This window comes from Comamonas terrigena NBRC 13299, from assembly GCF_006740045.1.
Taxonomy (GTDB): Bacteria; Pseudomonadota; Gammaproteobacteria; order Burkholderiales; family Burkholderiaceae_C; genus Comamonas; species Comamonas terrigena.
Map to the genome: position 1 here is coordinate 153,832 of NZ_AP019749.1, position 21,192 is coordinate 175,023.

At 58.6% G+C, this 21,192-nt stretch carries 15 protein-coding genes and 2 pseudogenes; 9 read left to right on the top strand and 8 right to left on the bottom strand.

All coding sequences use genetic code 11. The annotated features are described in order from the left end of the window. The first annotated feature begins 76 nt into the window (after positions 1–76). Positions 77–862, top strand: coding sequence for an SDR family NAD(P)-dependent oxidoreductase (locus CT3_RS00645; RefSeq protein WP_066538714.1), 786 nt, complete (start codon positions 77–79; stop codon positions 860–862). 46 nt (positions 863–908) lie between these two features. Here CT3_RS00645 and CT3_RS00650 read toward each other — a convergent pair whose 3' ends face one another. The 4 genes from CT3_RS00650 to CT3_RS00665 all read right to left on the bottom strand — a co-directional run bounded on the left by CT3_RS00650 (position 909) and on the right by CT3_RS00665 (position 4,447). Continuing rightward, the gene (locus CT3_RS00650) at positions 909–1,541 is read right to left on the bottom strand and encodes a YiiX/YebB-like N1pC/P60 family cysteine hydrolase (protein WP_227657844.1); all 633 of its coding nucleotides are present in this window, start codon (positions 1,539–1,541) and stop codon (positions 909–911) included. Beyond that, entirely contained in the window at positions 1,538–1,921 is a 384-nt protein-coding gene (locus tag CT3_RS00655; protein ID WP_227657845.1) for a DUF4878 domain-containing protein, read from the bottom strand. Before CT3_RS00655 ends, CT3_RS00650 begins: the two co-directional genes overlap by 4 nt. A gap of 228 nt (positions 1,922–2,149) precedes the next feature. Then, positions 2,150–3,220: an NAD(P)H-dependent flavin oxidoreductase gene (locus CT3_RS00660; protein ID WP_066538723.1), complete on the bottom strand. Its 1,071-nt coding sequence runs from the start codon at positions 3,218–3,220 to the stop codon at positions 2,150–2,152. Between the two features lie 36 nt (positions 3,221–3,256). Then, complete coding sequence (locus CT3_RS00665) at positions 3,257–4,447, bottom strand: YbfB/YjiJ family MFS transporter (RefSeq protein ID WP_066538914.1); 1,191 nt, start codon at positions 4,445–4,447, stop codon at positions 3,257–3,259. A 135-nt stretch (positions 4,448–4,582) separates the two neighbouring features. On the opposite strand from CT3_RS00665, the gene CT3_RS00670 reads away from it, so the two are divergent. Continuing rightward, positions 4,583–5,518: a LysR substrate-binding domain-containing protein gene (locus tag CT3_RS00670; RefSeq protein WP_066538725.1), complete on the top strand. Its 936-nt coding sequence runs from the start codon at positions 4,583–4,585 to the stop codon at positions 5,516–5,518. 153 nt (positions 5,519–5,671) lie between these two features. Here CT3_RS00670 and CT3_RS00675 read toward each other — a convergent pair. The 3 genes and pseudogenes from CT3_RS00675 to CT3_RS21550 all read right to left on the bottom strand — a co-directional run. Next, a pseudogene (locus CT3_RS00675) lies at positions 5,672–6,289 on the bottom strand (ATP-binding protein); the annotation flags it as partial. Between the two features lie 77 nt (positions 6,290–6,366). Beyond that, positions 6,367–7,131 carry a hypothetical protein gene (locus CT3_RS00680; protein ID WP_127446168.1) on the bottom strand — a complete coding sequence of 255 codons (765 nt, stop codon included), beginning with the start codon at positions 7,129–7,131 and terminating at the stop codon, positions 6,367–6,369. Between the two features lie 674 nt (positions 7,132–7,805). Continuing rightward, a complete protein-coding gene (locus CT3_RS21550; protein ID WP_115594714.1) occupies positions 7,806–7,931 on the bottom strand; it encodes an H-NS family nucleoid-associated regulatory protein in 126 nt (41 codons plus the stop codon). Between the two features lie 362 nt (positions 7,932–8,293). On the opposite strand from CT3_RS21550, the gene CT3_RS00690 reads away from it, so the two are divergent. The 4 genes and pseudogenes from CT3_RS00690 (at position 8,294) to CT3_RS21095 (ending at position 15,931) form a co-directional block, all read left to right on the top strand. Continuing rightward, entirely contained in the window at positions 8,294–9,337 is a 1,044-nt protein-coding gene (locus CT3_RS00690; protein WP_066538734.1) for a nucleoid-associated protein, read from the top strand. A 13-nt stretch (positions 9,338–9,350) separates the two neighbouring features. Next, positions 9,351–10,847, top strand: a complete 1,497-nt coding sequence (locus CT3_RS00695; RefSeq protein ID WP_066538742.1) for a hypothetical protein — start codon at positions 9,351–9,353, stop codon at positions 10,845–10,847. Positions 10,848–10,963: 116 nt separating this feature from the next. Next, positions 10,964–11,539 (top strand): annotated as a pseudogene (locus CT3_RS00700) (IclR family transcriptional regulator); the annotation flags it as partial. Positions 11,540–12,115: 576 nt separating this feature from the next. After that, the gene (locus tag CT3_RS21095; RefSeq protein WP_172591876.1) at positions 12,116–15,931 is read left to right on the top strand and encodes a hypothetical protein; all 3,816 of its coding nucleotides are present in this window, start codon (positions 12,116–12,118) and stop codon (positions 15,929–15,931) included. A 570-nt stretch (positions 15,932–16,501) separates the two neighbouring features. On the opposite strand, the gene CT3_RS21100 is transcribed toward CT3_RS21095, so the two are convergent. Continuing rightward, entirely contained in the window at positions 16,502–16,624 is a 123-nt protein-coding gene (locus CT3_RS21100) for a hypothetical protein (protein WP_256682360.1), read from the bottom strand. A gap of 197 nt (positions 16,625–16,821) precedes the next feature. On the opposite strand from CT3_RS21100, the gene CT3_RS00710 reads away from it, so the two are divergent. Genes CT3_RS00710 through CT3_RS00720 form a run of 3 tightly spaced genes read left to right on the top strand, consistent with a single transcriptional unit; the run spans position 16,822 to position 20,971 of the window. Continuing rightward, positions 16,822–18,330, top strand: coding sequence for a VPA1262 family N-terminal domain-containing protein (locus CT3_RS00710; RefSeq protein WP_127446170.1), 1,509 nt, complete (start codon positions 16,822–16,824; stop codon positions 18,328–18,330). Continuing rightward, on the top strand, positions 18,327–18,950 hold the full coding sequence (locus tag CT3_RS00715) for a hypothetical protein (RefSeq protein WP_066538746.1): 624 nt from the start codon (positions 18,327–18,329) through the stop codon (positions 18,948–18,950). The genes CT3_RS00710 and CT3_RS00715 overlap by 4 nt, the downstream gene beginning before the upstream one ends. Further along, complete coding sequence (locus CT3_RS00720; RefSeq protein WP_066538748.1) at positions 18,947–20,971, top strand: hypothetical protein; 2,025 nt, start codon at positions 18,947–18,949, stop codon at positions 20,969–20,971. The genes CT3_RS00715 and CT3_RS00720 overlap by 4 nt, the downstream gene beginning before the upstream one ends. The last annotated feature ends 221 nt before the right edge of the window (positions 20,972–21,192 follow it).

Sequence of the window (21,192 nt, forward strand, 5' to 3'; positions counted from 1 at the left end):
ATTTTGCGTGATTTATTAAAGCGGTGTGAATCAATAAAGTCCAGCCATCGACCTTCCCTTTTTGCAGGAGCCTGAGATGACCGCCTTGACAGCATTGACCACCACGACCACCCCCATTGCACTGATCACCGGCGGCAGCCGCGGACTGGGCCGCAATGCCGCCCTGCAGGTGGCGCGTTCGGGCATCGACGTGATCCTGACCTACCGCAGCCAGGCCGCCGAAGCCCATGCCGTGGTCGCGGACATCGAGGCCCTGGGCCGCCGCGCCGTGGCTCTGCCGCTGGATGTGTCCGACAGTCACAGCTTTGCCGCCTTTGCGCTGCAGGTGCAGGCCGCGCTGGCGGCGCACTGGCAGCGTGAACGTTTCGATTTCCTGGTGAACAACGCCGGCGTCGGCATCCACGCCAGCTTCATGGAGACGACGGAGGCGCAGTTCGACGAGCTGGTCAACATCCACCTCAAGGGCACGTTCTTCCTGTCCCAGAAGCTGCTGCCGCTGATGAACGACGGGGGGCGCATCCTCAATGTGTCCACCGGGCTGGCGCGTTTCGCCCTGCCGGGCTACGCCGCCTATGCGGCCATGAAGGGCGGTATCGAGGTGCTGAGCCGCTACATGGCCAAGGAGCTGGGCGCACGCGGGATTGCCGTCAATGTGGTGGCGCCGGGCGCCATCGAGACCGATTTCGGTGGTGGTGCCGTGCGGGACAACGCCCAGCTCAATGCCATGGTCGCCAGCCAGACCGCCCTGGGCCGTGTGGGCCAGCCCGACGACATCGGCGGTGTCATTGCGGCCCTGCTGCAGCCGGGCTGCAGCTGGATCAATGCCCAGCGCATCGAGGCCTCGGGCGGCATGTTCCTCTGAACCTCGGCGCCCATGGCGGCAGACGCTGTGCGGTGCAGCGTCGCCGCTATGGAGCCGGCACCACCGGCAGCACGGGGGTCAGCGCCTGCAACTGGGGCGCGCGCCGCAGCCCGTCGGGCAGCAAATAGTGGCCGCTGAGCAAGGGCAGCATGACCTCGGTGAAGGTGGCCTCCAGCGCCACACCGCCGTGGCGCCAGGCCTGCCAGACCAGGGTGGTGCAGTACAGGCCGCGCTCGGCATCCAGCAGATCGAAGGCTCGGCCCTGCTGGCCCAGTGCCCAGTCCACGGCCTGCTGGCGGGCCGTGGCGCTGGCGGCCACGCGGTACAGCTGGTAGCTGCGGGCGCGCTGCGGGTGCAGGTAGAAGTCCAGCGTGTCCAGCACCACGGCATCGGGCTGGCCCGGCTTTTCGGATGGCGTGGCATGGACCACCCGCCAGGGCCCGGAGGGCGAGGCAGGGGCCACCAGCAGGCCGACATGGCTGAAATCGCCCGCATCCACGCTGCGCACCAGCTGGCTGATGGCTTCGGTGCCGTGGCGGAACAGCAGATCACCGGCCTGCGCCTGCGCGCTAAGCTGCGCCAGGAACGGCTGCAGCGGTGCGGCCCCGCCGAGGCGGCAGGCCGCCAGTCCGGCGCCGGCGATCAGCAGCAGGGCGGCGCAGCGCCGGCACAGCCTCACAGCAGGACTTTCCAGACGCCGTCTTCCTGGAACACATTCATGCGCTCGCGGCGGGTGTTGCCATCGCCATAGCGCACCAATACCCGCAGCTTGGTGAACTGCCCGTCTTCGGAGGGCACGCGTTCCACGATTTCCACCTGCTGCAAGCCGCCTTTGGAGTCGATCTTGGCCTTGGCACCAGCCAGCATGCGGCGCAGCTTGTCTTCAAAGCCGGCCAGCGCTTCCTTGGAGATGTTGCGGGCTCCGACCAGGGGGATGCAGCGGTCGAAATCACCGTCCGCCACCAGCCGGTAAAAGCGCTGGATCAGCGCGTCCTGGCTTTCGGCCTCAGTGGGCGCGGTGGCGCAGGCGGCCAGGTTCAGCGCAGAAAAAACAGCCACGCCGGCCAACAGGCAGCGGCGGCGGGAAACCGGAACAGACACGGACACAGGCAAACACTTCACAAAATGACACAGAACGCCCGAGTGTAGTGGCGCACTGCAGGGGCGCGGGCCAACGGTCTGCCCGCCGCCATGGTGCGCTGCCGTGCAGGGCCGAGCCTGGGCCGCCACACCGCTGCATTGGTGCACCGGTGCGGGCCTGTGGGTGGGCCGGACGGTGGGGAGGGCTCAGGCCTGGCGCGCCTGGGCCAGCTCCTGCACCAGGGTCTGCACCAGTGTGGCCGCAGGCAGGGCCCGGGCCAGCGGGGCGCCCTGGCCGGCCCAGTGGGCCGCATAGTCGCTGTGGCCCTGGGCGCTGGCGGCCTGGTGCAGTGCCTTGCCGGCGTCGTACACCATGGGGTAGCCGGGCAGATCGCCGGCGTAGTCGGCGCCCAGCAGGTGCAGGCGGTTGGCCATGCCGCGCGCCGGGCGGCCGGAGATGGCGGCGGTGATGGCCGTGTGGTGGGCCCGTTCGCTCTGCAGCTCGGCCCGGTAGGCGGGGCTGGCGGCCGATTCGGGGCACAGGATGAAGGCCGTGCCCATCTGCACGGCGCAGGCGCCCAGTTCCAGCGCGGCGGCGATGCCGCTGCCGTCCATGATGCCGCCGGCCGCCACCACCGGCAGCCTGCAGTGGGCGGCCAGCACGCGGGTCAGGGCGAAGGTGCCCATCAGCCGGTCCTGCTCCGGCACAAAGGCGCCGCGGTGGCCGCCCGCTTCCATGCCCTGGGCCACCACCACGTCCACGCCGGCCTGCTCGATCTGGCGGGCCTCGTCCAGCGTAGTGGCACAGGCCAAGGTGGTGATGCCGGCGGCGCGCAGCGCGGCGATGAAAGCCGGCTCCGGCAGGCCGAAATGAAAGCTCACGACGGCGGGCTTGTGTGCCAGCAGCATGGCCTGCAGCGCGGCGTTGCCCACGGCGGTGGCGTAGATGCTGCGCAGCTGGCTGGGCGGCTGCGCGCCAAAGCGGGCAAATTCCGGTGCCAGATAGCGGATCCAGGCGGCTTCACGCTCCGCATCGGCCGCCGCCTGCTGGTGGCAGAACAGGTTGACGTTGACGGGCCGCTGCGTCAGCGCCTGGGTCTGGGCAATGTGCTGCTGGGCCTGATCCACGCTGTAGGCGCCAATGCCCACCGAGCCCAGCGCGCCGGCCTCGCTGACGGCGGCGGCCAGTTGCGGGGTGGAGGTGCCGGCCATGGGCGCCTGGATGAGGGGGTGCTGCAGGCCCAGGCGGGCCATCCAGTCGGGGAGCGAGGGGGTCATAGCCAATCCTTGTGATCCAAAAAAACCAAAGTGCGCTCAGGCCGCCACCGGGACCGGGCGGGCCCACCGGCTGGCCACCACCATCACTGTGCCGGCCAGCAGCACGGCGCTGCCAATGGCAAACAGTGGCTGGTAGACACCGGTGGCTGCATACATCCAGGCCATGAAGTAGCCGGACACGGCCTGCATCAGTGCAAATGCGGCCGTGGCATAGCCCCACATCTTCTTGTGTTGCAGCGGGCCGATGAGTTGCATCAGGTAACCGGAGGTGATGGCCGCCATGCCCGGCGACAGCGCGCCCACCAGGAACGCCGAAGTGGCATGGCCGGCAAAGCTGGCCCACACCAGCGGCAGCGCAATCGCCGCCGCTTTGATGGCATAGGCGCTGGTGGTGGTGCCCCACCAGCCCCAGCGGCTGGCGCAGAACGCAGCCGCCAGCGGCCCGGCGATGGCGCCGAGACCAAAGAATGCCCATTGCGTGGATGCATAGGCCGCGCCCAGGTGCAGCTCGCGCGCCAGGTAGTCCACCCAGAACACCGTGTGAGGCACAAAACCGAAGGCATCGCAGGTGTAGGCCAGCATCACCAGCAGCACCGGCACCGTCCACAGCGGTGCGCTGCGCAGGGGGATGCCTGCCTGGGGCGACAGCGCCTGCGGTGCCGGGGCCGGCAGCCGCCTGGCCTGGCGCCAGCCTCCCCAGCCGGCCAGTGCGCTCACCGCCGCCAGCGCCCACCACACCAGGGACAGGCTGGTTGCGGCCAGGGCCGGCACCAGGGTGGCCGACAGCAGTGCGCCGCAGCCGATGCCGCAGAACATCAGCGGCCCCAGTGTCGCACGGCGCTGCACCGGGGTGGCCGCCATGGCCACCGACGGGCCCAGCACCATCAGCACCGCACCGGCAATCCCGGACACCAGCCGCCAGACAAAGAACAGCGCCATCGGCTGGGCCTGGCCGCAGGCGGCAAAGCTGAACGCCACGGCCAGCCAGCAGGCCACCAGCACGCGCAGCGTGCCAAAGCGCTCGGCCAGCGGCGCGGCGGCCAGCGCGCCCACCAGATAGCCCAGCAGATTGGCCGCACCCAGGTAGGCCACCTGTTCGCCGCTGAACCAGCCGGCGTGCACCATCTGCGGCATCAGCGCCGTATAGGCAAAACGGGCCAGGCCCACGCCGCTGAGCGTGGCGGCAAAGCCGGTGAAAAACAAAGGCAGTTCGTGGCGGTGGATCACGCGGGCGCTTTCAGGGAGAGAAGCCGGCACTGCGTGCCGGCCGGGAGCCAGTGGTGCAGAGCGTACGGGCACTGGAGTCATCATGTCCAATGATTCAAAATGATGGCTTGCATCTTTTTTTCAGATGGGGTCGCCATGCAACTCAAGTCCCTGCGCATGTTCGAAGCCGTGTGCGAATCCGGCAGCTTCGGTGCGGCCGCCCAGCTGCTGCACACCGTGCAGTCCAATGTGACGGCGCACATCAAGAAACTGGAAGACGAGGCCGGCGCCCAGCTGCTGGAACGCAGCGCCCCGGTGCACCCCACGCCCGCCGGGCGGCTGCTGCGCCGCTATGCCCAGCAGATGCTGCAGGCACACGACGAGGCATTGGCCCTGCTGCAGGGCCGCCAGGCGGCACCCGGGGCGCTGCGCATCGGCAGCATGGAAACCACGGCCGCGCTGCGCCTGCCGCCGCTGCTGGCGCAGCTGCACCAGCGGCACCCGGGCATGGCCCTGGAGCTGCGCACCGGCCCCACGGCCAGCCAGCTGGCCGAGCTGCTGGCCGGCCAGATCGATTGCGCCTTCGTGGCCGGCCTGCCGCCGCAGGCGCGCCTGACCGGCTGGCCGGTGTTCCGCGAGACCCTGGTGCTGGTCGGCGTGGCACCGCTGGCGGCCTTTCCCACGCCGGAGCAGCTGGGCAGCACCCCTTTCCTGGCCTTCCGCCAGGGCTGCAGCTACCGCCAGCGCATCGAGCTGCTGCTGGCCAGCCAGGGCATCACCGCCGTGCAGATCATGGAGCTGGGCACGCTGGATGCCATCCTGGGCTGTGTGGCCGCCGGCATGGGCTATGCCCTGCTGCCCCAGGCCCTGATCGCGGCCCAGCAGCAGCGCTTCGGGGTGCACTGGTGCCCGCTGCCGCCGGCACTGGCCGGGATTGCCCAGGTGGACACCTGCTTTGTCACCGGACCGCAGGCCAGCTGGTCGCCGGCGCTGCGGGCGATGGCGCAGCTGCTGCAGGAAGTGGTGGAACCGGTGGCGGGGGCGAAGGAGGCGCTGGTGGCCGCGCCTGTGGCCGAGCCCCAGTGGGCATAGCGCGGCGCCAGCGGGAGACCCGAAGCGGCGGGTTCTGCCGCCAAATGGCGCTCTTTGACTGTTCATCGGCTCGCAGTGGGCGGCAATCTGCTGCACCGGCATGCCGTGCGGGCGCATTGCGCGGTGTCTTTGCACCAAACTGGTGCAATAAGCTCAGGGGTGCGGCCGGACGATGGCGCGCCGGTACTGCAGGGCTTCGGCCACGTGGGCGGCCTGGATGCCCGGGCTGTCGGCCAGGTCGGCGATGGTGCGCGCTACCTTGAGCGCGCGGTGGGTGGCGCGGGCCGACCAGCCCAGGCGTTCGGCGGCTTTGCGGGCCAGGGCCTGGGCGGCGTCGTCCAGTTGCAGGTGCTGCTGCAGCGTGGCGGCTTCCAGCCACTGGTTGGCGTGGCCCTGGCGCTGTAGCGCCAGGTGGCGCGCCTGCACCACGCGGGCTTGTACCTGGGCGCTGGACTCGGCGGGCGCAGCGGCGCTGCCGGGTTCGCTGCGCTGCAGCAGCTCGGCCGGCGCCAGGGCCGGGACTTCCACTTGCAGGTCGATGCGGTCCAGCAGCGGGCCGCTGAGCTTGGCGTGGTAGCGCGCCACCTGATCGGGTGTGCAGCGGCAGCGGGGGTTGCCCTGGAGGCCGCAGGGGCAGGGGTTCATGGCGGCCACCAGCTGGAAGCGGGCGGGAAAGTCTGCCTGCTGGGCGGCCCGGGCGATCTGGATGCGCCCGGTCTCCAGCGGCTCGCGCAGTGCCTCCAGCGCCGGTCGGGCGAATTCCGGAATTTTGCTTTTTAGCCCAAGCATCGTCAATGTTGGGCCTATTTGGCTTTCCTGCATCTTGCGTTGTCAGTTCAAGGACTGTCTTACGGCATCCACCCGGTCAGCTCGCCGTCCTCGAACTTGATTAGCCGGCCATGATTGGCAGTGATGTCAAAGTAGGCAATGCGTGTCGTCGAGCTCGCGATGATGAATCCGATTCCGACCACCTTTCCGTCGCGCGTGAGCTCCGTACATACGCTGTGTTTACTGTTGCGCTGGCAACCATTTTTGATCTCGCCTTCTTTTTTCTCTGCCCATTTTCCGGCGGCGTGCTCACCAATGATGGGAGCCACCGCGAGTGCGACGAAGGCGGCCAAGACCACGTAGTACAGCAAGACCACGATCAGTCCTGAGGTGCCGAAGGCAGCGAAAAAGCTCTTGAACGCCCCGGGCAGGCGATCTGCGTTGCGCTTCAACCATTTGCCTGCACTGGTATCTCTCGGCGGACTCTTCTTCATAAGCGACGTGAGCCAGCCCTGGATGAAGCAAACGATGAAGATCAGTAGCAGGAGAAACGCACCAAATTGTCCGTTCAGTAGCGTGTGGATGCTCTCAAAGACGGCCATGTAGCCGTGATGAACTCGGTCACTGGTCTCTTGCGGCAGCAGGCCATCGTCGAACCCCCAGTGAGCAAGATAGCGTGCATAGGCTTCTTGACCAATGAAGTTGAAAGCCGTGGCTGTCGCACCAATAGCGGCAGCGGTAGCCTTGGCCAGCGACGACCAAGAGAAGGCCAAGGCTGGCGCCGACTGCCTTGGCCTGGATTCTTTCAGTTGAAGGGATGCTAGTGTTCCATCTGATTCGTGCATGTGTGTCTGATCCTTGATTTGAGATGCATGGCCGTTACAGGCAGAGCACTGCCGACCAAAGGTTTGGATGTTGGCAAGCTCACCAGGTGACTACCGATTCCTGGTGTTAAAGGAGCGGCTTTTTGTCTAGTCGGAGAGAAGCGATGCTGCCTTCGCAAGACGCTTCACGGGTTCTACAAGCCGGTGATGTCCTTGACAGATCTGCCTGTGGCGAGTGTTTTACTCTGAGTTCTGTAGGGCTGCTTTGGGGAATTGAGTTTGGACAAGTGCAGGACTACACCCGCTCCATAGCAGTCATCGATTGCCGCATTTACGTGATCCCATCGCGGAATACAGATCAAAGAAGACCAGCATCCGTACCGCATAGATAGCACTGACGAATAGCTGGCGGGACTGCATGCCAACGTCAGGCTGCTTGGGGATACTGATCGTTGTCAGGATTCAAATGCAAATGCTTAGTGGCATCGCTATGTCTTCTGTTGACGGAATTGCTGCCAACACTCAATGAGAGGCAATGCCCGTTGGACTTTATGGCACTGCATTGCGTCTACATCTGGACTGCACTCATCAAGTACCTTCAGCGACCTGTCACCATTGGCATGAAATACGGCGTTGCCCTGCAGGACGGCAACGCCATCAAGAATGCCAGGCTCTATTCCTAGCCATCCGGTGGATCAGGACTGTACTTCGCACTTGCTGCGATCTTGGCCCGCGATCCATTTAGGCTTACGACCACGGCCGGACCAGCTAGAGCCTACCGTGCGGATCACGGTAACGGATTTCAACTGGCTTGCCAGCACGCATCAGAGTCGCACGAGGGATCACATGCTCGCGGTCAGGCCAAATTCCTGAGTGATGGCGTGCGCTTCGGTCATCGCTTCGGCCAACTCAGATTTTTAGGCCTGAGCAATCAGCTGCTCCAAAGCTTGTCTCTGGGCAAACAGCTCTTTGTAAGTGGTCATTTTTGATGAAATCGGTTACTCACCTAGTCGTAAATTCAATTGTTTGAGTGTGGATTAACTAACATTCACTGTGTTTGATTGATCTACGAATATCCAAAAGTACAACTCGTCAGCTTAAAGCTACCGGAAATAAGCGTCAGCATTTAACATGCTCGGTTTTAACATTTCGTAACCGACGCGGTTGTCTAGGGAACAGTGCTATGGGATTTCTTACAGAAGTTGAACGATTGCAACTTCGGATCGAGTCGATGATTCTTCATGTTGTTAGCAATGAAGAGTTTGATCCTGCTCCTGCCCAAGTGGTTCAGCATGCAGGTTTCTTCTTGAGCCGAATCTTAGACACCGATGTAGCGCCGGTGTACCAGTTCAAAGAGGTGTCGAGATCCAGGGAGCGGCTTGAGGAAATGGCCCAAGGAGCCATCACTTTTGAGCACGGCGCACAAGAGCTGTCAAGAGAATTTTCGCGCGAGCACGGCAACACTGCCCGTGATGGAGCATTCTTTATCTTCGAGTTGCGTACCGATGATGAGGACGTGCGTATCTACAGCCTGATCAAGTACGACTATCGCGAGGCCATTGAGCAAGCTGATGACGGGGATGGTGAAACTCTTTTACGCAAGATCGTCCATGCATTCATCGACGACAAAAAGGCCATTCAAAAGGCCGCATTGATTCGTGTTGTAGATGGTCAGGCAGAGCCGCTCTTGGCTACACGAGATCGCACGAGAGTGGCTCCAGAGATCGCCGACTACTTCGCAAAGTTCTTGGATGTACATCGCATCAGTAGTGATGAGGCCTTGAACCGAAAAATGGTGGATGCGCTGAGAGAAACATTTACTGAATGCAAAGATGTGCTGCCGAGAAACGATGTGCCGCTCGCGCTGCGGCGAGCGAAGGCGGTTTTGCGTGATCGCCAGGAGATCGATGAAGATGCGATTGTTGATGCTGTCATGGCCGCAGCCGGACATCCTGAGCAAGAAGATACGAAAGACTTGCTGCGGAAACGGACCATGCAAAAATTGCGGGCAAAGCGTTTAGCCGGTCTTTCTTTTCGTCCAGACCGAGTGTTGCTTCGTAAAGCACCGATGCGGAAAATTCGCACGACTGAAGGTGTGACGATTCTTTACCCTGATAGAGCCACGAAAGTGCGCCGAGTGGTGAACCCGGGCGGTGCTGGCGAGACCATCACCATCACGACAGATCTGATTGTGGAGGACATCGTTGTTGCTGATAACACTCGCTAGGACGATAGACCGCATGGTCGTTGACCACGCGGTCTGTATCGATGAGTCCGACAACAGCGCGATCGTGTCAAACCTGGCGGCCGAGCACGTGGCTGAGCTGCAAGCTATATGTGTTGCGTTGACCTGGGGAGCGCAGCTCTTTGATAGCGCTGGTGAGCTGTTTGAAGGTGAGCCTGATTCCAATTTCGAGCCATTTCTCCTTGTCATCGACAAGCCGGCCTCTGCCGACAGCACCGTCCAGCTTCTGACCAATCGCGCGTTCTCCAAATTGTTGCTTGAGGGTCACGAGGCTTCCATATGGAAGGTTGCACAGATCGAATGCACTTTGTTCACTGGCACACGTGTCATTGCACCTTGGAGCGTCAATCACGTCGCTGAAATAGCAGAGGTAACCAAGTCACCGCGTGCGCTGGTCAAAGAGTTCGGTGGCGAGCGAAAAGTGCCTGAGGATGTGCGCCCATGGCTTGTTAAAGCACAGCCTGAGAACTTTGACGATCCTTCGACTCAAGTATGGGTGCGCGCTTCTTCTATCGCATTAATCAGATGCCTGCCTAGCGAAATCGACGCAGAGACGGAGGCCTTAAAGTTCCGAGGTCCGCCACGTTTGGCTATTCCGGAATTTGATGCTGAAAAAGATTCCTTGGATCCTGAAACCTACAAGACGTTGGTGGACGCTGTGACCTGGGTTTTCGAAAACCAGCGGGAAGCAGAAATGCGCCACGTATTGCTCGCAGCAGAGATCGCTCGCTCGGGAAGCACCATCCAAAGTGCAGGCGCATTTCTAAAGCAGAATCTGGCCGACGCATGGGAAAGTGCCAAGATCGCATACGAGATGGCGGTTGCGGAAACTGGCCGCGATACTTTGAAAGTCTTAAGTGACTTGCGCAAGGCTGTGACTGAAGAAACTGCAAAGCTCTCGGATATGGGACGGCAATTGAACGCCGCCGTTGCCGCCGCTCTCGCAACCGGCATTGGGTTGATGGCGGCCAGAGTGGCTACAAATGCGCCGCCATTGCTCATCGCCGTAGTAATGGGCGTCGTAGCTATCTATATTGCGACCGTCATCCACTCCGGCGTACAGTTCATGCGTTTGCAGCGACAGCTGCGCGAGGACTGGCAACAGCGGCTGTATCGGTTTCTTCCCGAAACGGAATATGAAAAGATGGTGGTTAAGCCAACGAGACACGCTGAGACAGCCTTTACTTGGACAGCATGGTTGGGTGGGATCGCCGTCGTGGTACTTACTGTGGCTTGTGTGTTTTGGGCATTCAAAAATGAAGTGAAAACGCCTGATAACACCAAGGAAACGATCTCGGAACCGTCACCTCATCGTGACCCCCAAGACCTAGATCAAACCAGAGACGGTATGAGTCACAACAAGCCGCCTACGGCAGTAGTGCCAGCTGACTCCGCGGGGCATCCGACGGATACGTTTCTCGCACAACCTGCGACGGGTGCTGCCAAGACTGACGCGCCCATGCCGACCCCTCCACCACTCACTGAACCGTAGTGGTTGAGATCCTCGAAAGCAGCGCCGGCCGGGATTGTTTTGCTTCAGCCTCAGGGCGTCTCTGTTGATTCACTTCCGGTCAAATTCTTCGTTATTACGTTGGTGTATGACTTGCCCTGGCGTATCCAACGTACTTGGTGCAACGCGAAGATGGCGATTGGCGTCTGAGCCCTGCCGCGGGCTGGCTGGGTGCCAGGTACCAAGTCTGTTTCGATGTGCAGAAGGTGCTGGAGCCGGCCTGCATGCTTTGACCTTGGCCAGCGGTGAAAGCGCCGCTTTCTATGTCAGAGAGGGAAACGTGCGTACGTGTCGAAGGGCCGCAGGCGCTGTGGCGGCATCACGCACGCATTGGCGAAGGCCTGCCTTTGGACCGAGGGTCGCCAGGACGGGTGATCCTGGCATTTTCTGGAGAACCTGGGGAGCTGTCTGAAGAAATCCGCCAATGAGGATTTCACTGGTCCATCGAGGAGCGTGAACAAGGGGTAGCAACCATTTCAGCCCCTGTTTTTGGAAAGCATTGGCGCCTTCTCGACTCTGTATGCGTGTCCGGTCCCGCTTCCCATTTGCCAGAGCAAAGGTTGGAAGAGATTGCCCCAACAGTCATTGCTGCAGCCACTCAACTTTCCTATGCGCTTGCGGGTCATACAGGCGCTACAGTGCCTTTGGCCAGAGCAAGCCATTGGCACCCCTAATGAGTTCACATTCCTAGTATTCCGCGCTCGAATGCATCGACTCATGCTGCGATGGAATGGAAAAACAGCCCTTGGAAAGATCTGATGTGTGGTTCTCGAAGTTTGGCGAGCTATTCTTCGGTACTGCTAATGGATCTGAAGGTGAGCAGCATTCCGCAATGAGTGCCAAGTATGCTTGATTTGCTCATTGGCAAGAATCGATTAAATATTGCCGCTAACGATTCGGCGATTGATGACTGCTTAGTGCAGTGGGACGGCATTGAGACTTATTAGTCACGACTAAATAACGGTCATTCATGCACCGGCTGCCCAACGAAAAGTGTCAGGTGAGCAGTTGAGGGTGACCGACGATGCAACTTGGGGGCTGATGAAATTCCGCGTTTGTGGCACATGAACTGGTACTATTGAATATTCTGTGTCCGCTCGTAATGGTCCGTGGCTGCAGCGCGAATTCCTGTACAGGAATCAACCCGTTTGCTAAATAAAATGGGCAGAATCATGCTCTATTTTCCTTGCGTGCAGGGGACAGTGGCATTAATCTAGAATTGCACGGTGATGCAATAGGGGGGAATAGCGATGAACGAGTATTCAGAAAGCTGGCTGCACTTGAAGGCATTGATTGGGAGTTATGGTAGAGGGGACTTGAATGTCAAAGCTCCTTCGTATAAAGACCAACGCCATGCCAGGGCATTGTCTGTTTTCCTCATTAACGCTGAGCTGGCAACCCCTAGGTTAAATCGTAAAACAGTGAAAGCGATTCTGGAAGGTGGGTTCCAATGGCCACAGGTGGGTGGGACTAAATATCTCGGAACCGACATCCCTCTTTCCCGATTTGAGCAGCTGGGATTGGTTTCATTTTATGCAGACTGGTGTGCTATCCACGCAAGTTCTGTAAATGATGAGAGCGCAATAGACCCGACTTTGATCCCTGTAATTCGGACCATTGAGCATCTGAGAGATATAAAACTTGGTAGAAATGGATACCTCCGGCCACATTACGCATGCGGAGAACGTGAACTAAGAAAACTCCTTCAGATAGAATTTGGCGATTGCTTTCTCATAGAAGAAATTCTCCCTGAGCTTGAGCTGGAATGCGGAAAATTCAGGTTGATTCCTGGTAATCAAAATTTCAGCATCGAGATAAGCACCCAGTTGTGGAATGATTTGAGGGATTATCATGAGCCGGAGGACGCATTCATCCGTTGGATAATGTTTTTTTGTGTGAATTGTGATCGGGTAATGCCTGTCGTATTTGATGGGGATCAGTACAAAGAGCGCATAGAATTTAATGAGCAGTTGCTCAAATTTTTGGCGAAAGATACGGATTTGTGTGCCAGCCTAGATTGTTATGGAAGGCAATCAATCAATGAGGAGTCTTTTGCATACCTCATTCGGCCCACAGAAGAAAATATTCAGATTTATATTGATCTGAATGGGGAAAGGTCGACATCGACTACACCGGAGCAAGCGCTTTCGAGGCCTAGCTTAAGTTCGCTTGAAGATATTTACCCTTCACCATTGGGTGAGGCATCAAGTGCACTCGAATTCGTGATTCATTCGAAAAATATGCGGATACGCGGGCGCGAATTTTTCTATAGCTGGTTAGTTTCAAACGTGGTAGAAGCGAGTGTTCGAATTGAAATCGCGCATCTTGCTTCCTCTGGTTTGGTAGAAAAACTAGTTGATATGGCGAATGACAAACGACCAGTCCTAAAATATTTGCTGTACTTCATTCTTCCCAATTACGAGCTTCCAAAATATATGCTCCTATTGTTGGCTGGAAATAAGACTAGTGATGTGGCGTTCTTCCATTTATCAACACGAAGCTTTGATAGATCGCAAGGTCCTGGCACTGCCCACATTCAATGTCTTGAGAACGGATACCAGCAGTTGCTATGTCACGAATATGTGCAGGCGATCCAGAACAGACCAGATTTCTCATCTCGTTTCATTGCAGTTGTAACCATGCTTGGAGAGAGATGCATACTTCACTCACCGGATTTTTTTAAAGAGATTGGATATCGTCTATTGCTCACCATTCTGGAATCTCTGGCGGATAAACAAGTAACAGAAATCGCACAGAGATTTGCAGAAACTCGTTTCGATGAAGACGTTTTTTCTTGCGAGAAGACGTGCCTGCATTGTAGATATCTTGTAGGTTTTTGGCTAATTGATCGACTGAAAAAAACAGGCGCTGACCCTTCGGAAACTATCAGAGATGCCGTCCGTGAATCGCTGCGTGAACAATATAAGAAAGAATTCGTTTCCAACTTGAAGGGGATGAAAAGCCTTGCGCCTAGTTCATTTTTTTCTACGCTCTCTTGGAAACAGATTTTTATCGGTGTAGGTCAAGACTTCATGCTTGAGCTATCTATCGAATGTAATGAATGGGCCCAGAGTCTTGTCCATAAGGATGAAAAATCGGTCGCTGTTGCTGATGCAATACGCCATTACTTGCAGATCCTTATGCACGTCGGACGAACTTCAGTCGAGATTAGCGTAAAGCAGGCGGTAGCATCGAGAGTCATGGAGATTATTTGGTTGTGTGGATTCAAAGATCGAAAAAGGTATGTGCAAATCTTTGAGGGTCCTCGTTCGGGAAACTTTGATCTCTGGAAACAAGTGTGTATCTACTCAAACTCAGTTTCAGATGTAATGTATGAGGATTTTATAAAACGGTGTGCTCCCCATATGCCTCTGACTCATTTATTCGCGCTGCTGGAGAGAACGCCAGTCATTGCCCGACAGAACTTGTTGCAAAATGCAATCGAGAAACACTGTGAAAATACTGACTATGGTATTGATATGGAGGCGATGGAGGTGGCGTTCAACGCTGCAATAAATCTTGGTCAAACGGAAATCGCATCTCGAATTATTTCCTCCGCCAAGAAAATAATCTCTCAGGATCGGTTTACAAAATCCACTAACAGCTACCTTGTTCGCATTCGAAAAATTTGGCAGAGCTATGAGTACAAATTTCATCTCCTCATGCTGTATGAGGAGCATAAAGAAGATCCTTTGAAATTTGAGGAGCTCGCGAAGACGTATCAAATTCCCCACGAATCACATTTCGATTCAGAGGATAAGGTCCATCATGATGACTGCAGAATTTTCAGACGGCAGATAACTGCTACAGCGTTTTCCGATTCGAAGCCAGCTAAGACTATTTCATATATGAAGCAGCTATATATGGAAACAAAGCGCGAGCACCATGGCTTCCTAATATTATATGGACACGTCAAGCTATTCGCTCGCGAGAAAAAAAAGACAGATCTAAAAAATGCACTGGCCACTTTCCTAGCAACCTCGGGAAAAGGACATCCTGATCAGATGAAAGATTATTGGGTTGCAACCGTTCTAGAGGCGTACCAACTCAGTGGGGCGGAAGGAGTTGATGGATTTTGGGCGCAGCTTAGCGCTGAGCAGCAAGAGCACATAAGAATTTTTACCCCCTATTGCAGGGCGCTCTTAGCTCGTGGAGACTCTTTTACAGTCCAGAAAATATTGGCCCGTTACCGTGAGATAAACCATGCATCTTTGGAGAAACTGGAGATTGAGGATCTAGTATCTGAGCTGACTTCAATCGAAAAAGATGGCTCTTCGATAAAAGGCTTCCTTTCGATTATGGCTGAGAAGTCGCAGAGAACTGATGAGCAGCTTCAAAAGCATTACAACCAGATAATTGCAAAAGACTTTGCGGGCTACGTGGCGGTGGTCAAGCCTAGCCAAGCTGTCCATGAGTATCTTCGAGATGCCATGCTGGCAATAGCGAACGAGTTGACTCTTCGTAAGCGCAACCTGCAGGAAGAGGGTAAAGATGAAAAGGGTAAATTCAGCTTTAAAGGTATAAAGTTGGAGAATTTAGTCAATGATTGGTTTGTATCGTTGTTTGATCAACGCATGTCACATGCTAAGCTGTCGCTACGCGATCAAAAACGTGGGGGGCATTCAGCTTCAGGCAAAGGTCCTGGTGAGATAGATGGGTTCATCACCTCAAGTGATGGCTCACGGGTGGGAATTTTTGAAGCATTTCGTCTTTTGTCTTTTGATACTACAACGATCAGAGGGCACTTAAACAAAATAGCCGGATATGATGGAGAGTCTCTCAGTCCTGTGGTAATCGTCGGGTATTGCGACGTGACAGATTTTTCTAAGCTGGTGGAGAGCTACAAATCTTACGTTTCTACGCTGTCATACAAAGGGTACATGCCTCTTGAAGGCGCTCTTGGTGAGTTGACTGTATCTCATGATTTTGAGCATGTCTGGCTGGGAAGCGAGACTCGCCGTAGAGGACGGAAAGACATCGTTTTCTACCACCTTCTTATCAACCTGCACTTTTCACCTCCGGTAGCAGCTACAGGTAGTGATGGGTTATGTTATGCGGGTACTTAGTAAAATTTTTGAATGCAGAAAGTATCAATGCATATCCCTCAATTCAGTAAAAAATGTATCAGCACTTCCGGTACTGTTACTGAATGGCCCGGGTTGACTGTAGCTCAGTCACTCTGGGAGGCCATAAGCCAGGTGACCTTTTTAGGTGTTTGTAGGAATAAGCGCTGAAAATCGGATGGCGGAAGCAGGTAAAAATCCGTGCTTTACGAAGCAAATGAAGATTCAGCATCCGAACATTTTTAGGGATTAGATGACCATAATCGATGGTATTTAAATACTAATCAGTGAAGGATGTGATGCCAATGCTCCGTTCGAAAAATCCTGCTTAGGTTGGCCTAAGAACAAACTCTGTTATCTCAGAAGGAATTCCGAGCCTAATGGGGAATCCCATCCAAAACCTGGAGCCGTTACTGACATAACCGCATCGCAGAAAAATTGGACATGTTCCGCTTCAGTTTGGAAAGAGCAGATCTGGCTGCGATCTATAAGCTCGACAAAGTCAATGGTCGCATCGGACTGCGGTGTCAACCCGTGGCGCGTTCACGCCCATTTCAGTGCCTGCGGACGCACTCATGCCCCGCACAGCTGCGGCCGCTTGCGCAGCATCCCCAGGTTGCCCAGCATGAACAGCGTGTGCAACTTCTTGGCCAGTCCCCGGTACCAGCTTCCGCTGGCGCTACACTGGATCGTCATGGCGCGGGTTCAGATATAGCGCAGGTGACCGCCACACCCCGTACCGCCGGTTAGCCGGCGATTGTCGCTCGTTGCGCCGGCAATCTCATCTCACAGGAACAGGTTTTATGGCTGCCAGCGCGTTTCAAGAATGGGCCGTGATACGGCTCGCAGTCGTCCAGACGCGAGGATGCAAGGGAAGGCTCCTCTTCGCTACGGTGACCGAGCTGGCGCGGGGCCGGCCGGCCCCCGCCAAGATGGTGGGCGTCGAGGCATGCAGCTTGGCGAACAGCGACGACCGGGTGTTCTTCCGCCGGACGGTTCTCTCCAAGGAGGACGCCGTAGCCTGGTACACCTCCCTGGGCGAGGGTGAAAGGTGCACGCCGGTTCCCACCCATCCGGACCACCGCGAAGGGTCGGATGGCGTGCCGTTCCTGGTGCCCAGGCTACAAGACGACCAGCCCTGGCCTGCCCTAGGTCTGCCCATCACGGAGGAGCTTTTCTCTCGGCCTGGGCAGCAGGCGCTTGATGCTGCACCCTTTATCGGCAGCGTCCCGGGCCGTGTGCACCGCCGCTTCGGCCATCACGAAGGCCTGGATGCATTTCTCCGGGACAACGCGGCCCAGGCTTTCGTGGCGCGGCGCATGCACGTCAACCTGTCCGAGTACCAGGAATATCTCGGCAGCGCAGCCTACATCGCCCCGGACCCCATCATCCGGCAGATCGACAATTTCATGGCGCCGGCCAAGGATGACCGTGGGGAACGCATCATCTACCGCTTCGTACCGCGTCCGGGTCAAAACCTCGAGCACCTGCGCCTGACCACCTTCGACAAGGAGGCGCGGCTGCTGACAAGTTTCGACACCCACCATGTGCCTGCCGACGGCATCCTGGAGGTCGCCAAGGGTACCTGCTCGGGCCAGTACGGCTATGTCGTCACGCACGAGCAGCAAGGTATCCTAGCGTACCAGCCCTTCGTCGGGTTCATCCGCCAGATGAACTTCAGCGTTCAGGTGGCCCCGCGGAAGAGCGTCAGGGTACGCGTGCCCACCACTTCCGCGAAGGATGCACCACCGATGGAATACCAGGCGGCCGTGGAACAGGAGGAGGCATCGCGCTCCATCCTGGGGGAAGTCACAAGTCCTGACCCCGGCGCGCGCGTGGCAGCCGAAGCACGGAGGCGGGAGCGCATCGCACTTGCGAAGCAATACGGGCAGCGCTGGTTCCACGACAACTCGCGAGAGGAAGCGGCTGATTTCGTCCGGGGGTTGCTGCGGGCGGCGCGCTTCAGGGTCGTGCTCGTCGATCCTTATCTCGGAGCGCTGCAGCTCGGTCAGTTCCTGTACGTAATCTATGGCAGCGAAGTCAACGTCACGCTGCTGACTACGGCCCTGGCGTTCGAGGCGACCGCCACGGAATCCAAGATGCACCAGCTGCAGATTTTTTCCAAGCACCTCGCCGACCTGAAGGACATCCAGCGTCTTGAGCCCGAGGTCCGGGTGGTGCCCGCATCGAAGCTGCACGACCGCTTCATGGTAGTGGACGACGAAGTGTGGTTCGTCGGGAATTCGCTCAACAGTCTCGGTGTGAAAGCTTCGATGATCGTCCGGCTTCCCAACCCGGGCGAAGTCATCGACCGGCTTGAGGTGCTGCGACTCGACGCGCCCAGCCTTGCGAACTATATCGATGTTGTCGGCCGGTCGGCTTCCGGCCAGAGCCCAGAATGAGTAGCTTCGGCTCACCTGTTGCCCTCGCACCGGCGGCACCAAGACCTCCGGCCGAGATTCTGTGGGCCTGCGAAAATGGCGGAACGTCCCGTTTCCCCGGGGACATCGCGACGATCTATGCGCGCCGCCAATCGCCTTCTCCACGCCATCTGGATGCCTTTCAAGTCGCGGTCAGGGAGGCTCAGACCCGTGTGTGGATGCTGGACGAATACCTCTTCCTGCCGGACAAGGGCAAAGGATCTCCGGACGACCGGATATTGACCATTCTCGACTGGCTGCATGTCGATATCGTTGCCAACGACATCAAGATCCTCACGGGCGTCCATCAGGAAGTATCGGAGGCCGATCTGCGACTATTCAAAGACCGCGAAAACGACATCAACAAGAAGCTCGCGCGTCGTGGTCCTCACTGCAGTATCACTGTGAGTACGCACCTGTCACGTGTGTTCGACATCCACGACCGCTTTGCGGTGATTGACGATGAGCTCTGGCATTTCGGGGCAACCGTGGGCGGCTTCCATACCAGCGTCAACGCTGCTAGCCGCGGTTGGCCGGCAGGGGCCGTAGGCGCAATCGAGTTCTTCGAGCTTGCCTGGACCATGAGCGAAGGAAAAACATGACAACGCATTGGATTCGCGAACGCATCCGAGAGTCTGAGGAGTCTCAGACACATAACAGTTTCAGGTCGTGCGATGACTTCCTGGGGCTTGCGCCTCAGCTCAATGCGCGCGCGCCGCAGTTGCTCGCCGAAGTAGCCGCGGCTATCGGTCCGGTGGATGACAGCGCCGGCGTGGAGGCGCTGCGAACCCTTGCCGCGCAGCGGGGGCCGGGCTTCGATGCCGACATGGTGCTGACGATGGCATGCGCCATACTGCTGAGCCAGAGGCCGGACCTGTCAACCTGGCATATGGTGCGGCAGGTCGCCTACCACTCCTGGCCGGTAGAGCAGTGGCTGGGGGAGGCCATGTCTGCCCATAGGCGCGTCTCTGCCGAGGCCGGGGAGGCCTACGTGACCCTTGCCGTGCTGCTGTTCGAAGCGCTGGAGAGCGGAGAGCTCGAGGCGATGTCGGAGCGAAGGAACCAGGACCGGAAGAATGCCCGGGAGCACTGGCGGGAAAACAGATCCCTTGAGGACATCTGGTGGGGCCTGCGCGGCTCCGATTTCATGAATTTCGAGGAGGAGATGCGGGTCTTTGGGGTCCTGAGCGAAATCGATCCTGCAGTATTCCAGCGTTTACTCGGTAACTCGCAGGACCCGCTTCTCGTGGACGCGGCGCTCTTGAGCGCCGGCGTGGGAGCGTTCACCCCTCGATTTGCCATGTGGGAAGCATGTGCGAGCGCCGCGCCCGACGCATTCGCCGAGGACGGCAGCTGGAACGGCTCCGTGCTGCTGCCGTTGCTGCTGCTCCGCGCGCGCGACGAGCTGCTGGAACCGGGCAGGCAAATCCCGCGTTTCAATGCCAACCAAGCGGAAGTGGCGTCTCTTACCAGCGAGGTCGATGCGCTGGTGCAGGCGGTTGTCGATGTGCTGGCCCAGCGGACAGACGCGCCCGGGGTGTTTGCCCGCTGGAGCACCTGGTTGATGCGGCAGCAACTGCGCCAGCGTAACCAGGACCCAGTCGACATCCGATCGAGCGACTACGTCGACAAGGCTTTGGTGGTCCGTTTGGGTCGTGCCGTGCTCGACCGGGGCCTAGTGCCAGCACCTCCCGCCGACGCCGCGCCCTGGGAGGCCTGGTGCTACCAATGCGTGCTGTCCATGCTGGCTAACGAAAGCATTGGCGAGCCACCGCCATTTGCGGCGTTCGCCGATCAGTGGCAGCTCACCCCCGAAGACTGGCACCAGCAAAAAGGGCGGGATCTGCTGGCGCGCGCCTCGACCAGGCTGCCTAGCGACGAGATCCCCGGACTGTTCGCCAATCTTCTCGTCTTTCCCCTCGCGTCCAGGGCCGGCTTCGCGGCGGGGTGGCTCAGGCTTTGGAACAGCGCGCACTACCTGCGGGAGGTGCTCGAATTTGGTTCGTTCGACGCCGACGAGAAAGTTTACTCGGACAGGTCGGATGCAAGCAGCCTGCTGCTGCTGCTCGGCTGCATGGGCCTGGGCTGCTTCGACCAAGCCGCCAGCCGGTTGGGCAAGGATGATCAGGTCGAGGCCGGCGAGCTAGTCAGCCTGCACCGGATCCTAACTTCTGCCGCCATGGAGATCTCGCAGCTAGATGACACGCTTCACCGGGATCGTTGGCAGACCATCCTGCAGCACTTGGCGCTGCGCCGGATCTACGGGGACGAACGGGTTGCCGGCACAAGCCGTGCAGCAGTGTTCGCCCCTGGCGACGAAACCTTGATCCAGGCCTACATGCAGTATTTCCAGGCCGACCCCGGCGAGCTGATCGCGTTCCTGCATGCCAGCATGTCCAATCGGTTCGACGCTGCCATGTTGCGCGACGAACTTCAGGGTGCCGCCATCGATCTGCGGGCTTGCGTGGCGAACCTGCAGCGCCTGCATGACCTGAACGACCGCCGCTACCCGCTGCGTGCCGACGCGCTCCAGGCCATTGCGCCCCTAATGCCGACGGTACACCGGCCTGTGCAGCCGGTACTAGCGATCATGCCTGGCCGAAGCGGGCCTAGCCACTTCTGAGCGCAGCACCGCAAAGTTGACCTTCGGGGCTAGGCCGTGAGCGTCCGGTTTAGGACAAGCAGTCAACGGGGGCGGCCGTCGTCAGTCGGCCAGAAGCGGAAGTTCGACGTCTCAACCTCAACACCCGCTTTAGGCTAGGAGCAGTCGGTCGGCGCTCAATGAATTCACCGCGACACACGCGCTGGGTCGGTTGCCTATTAAGGCCATTCACCCCGGCTGGC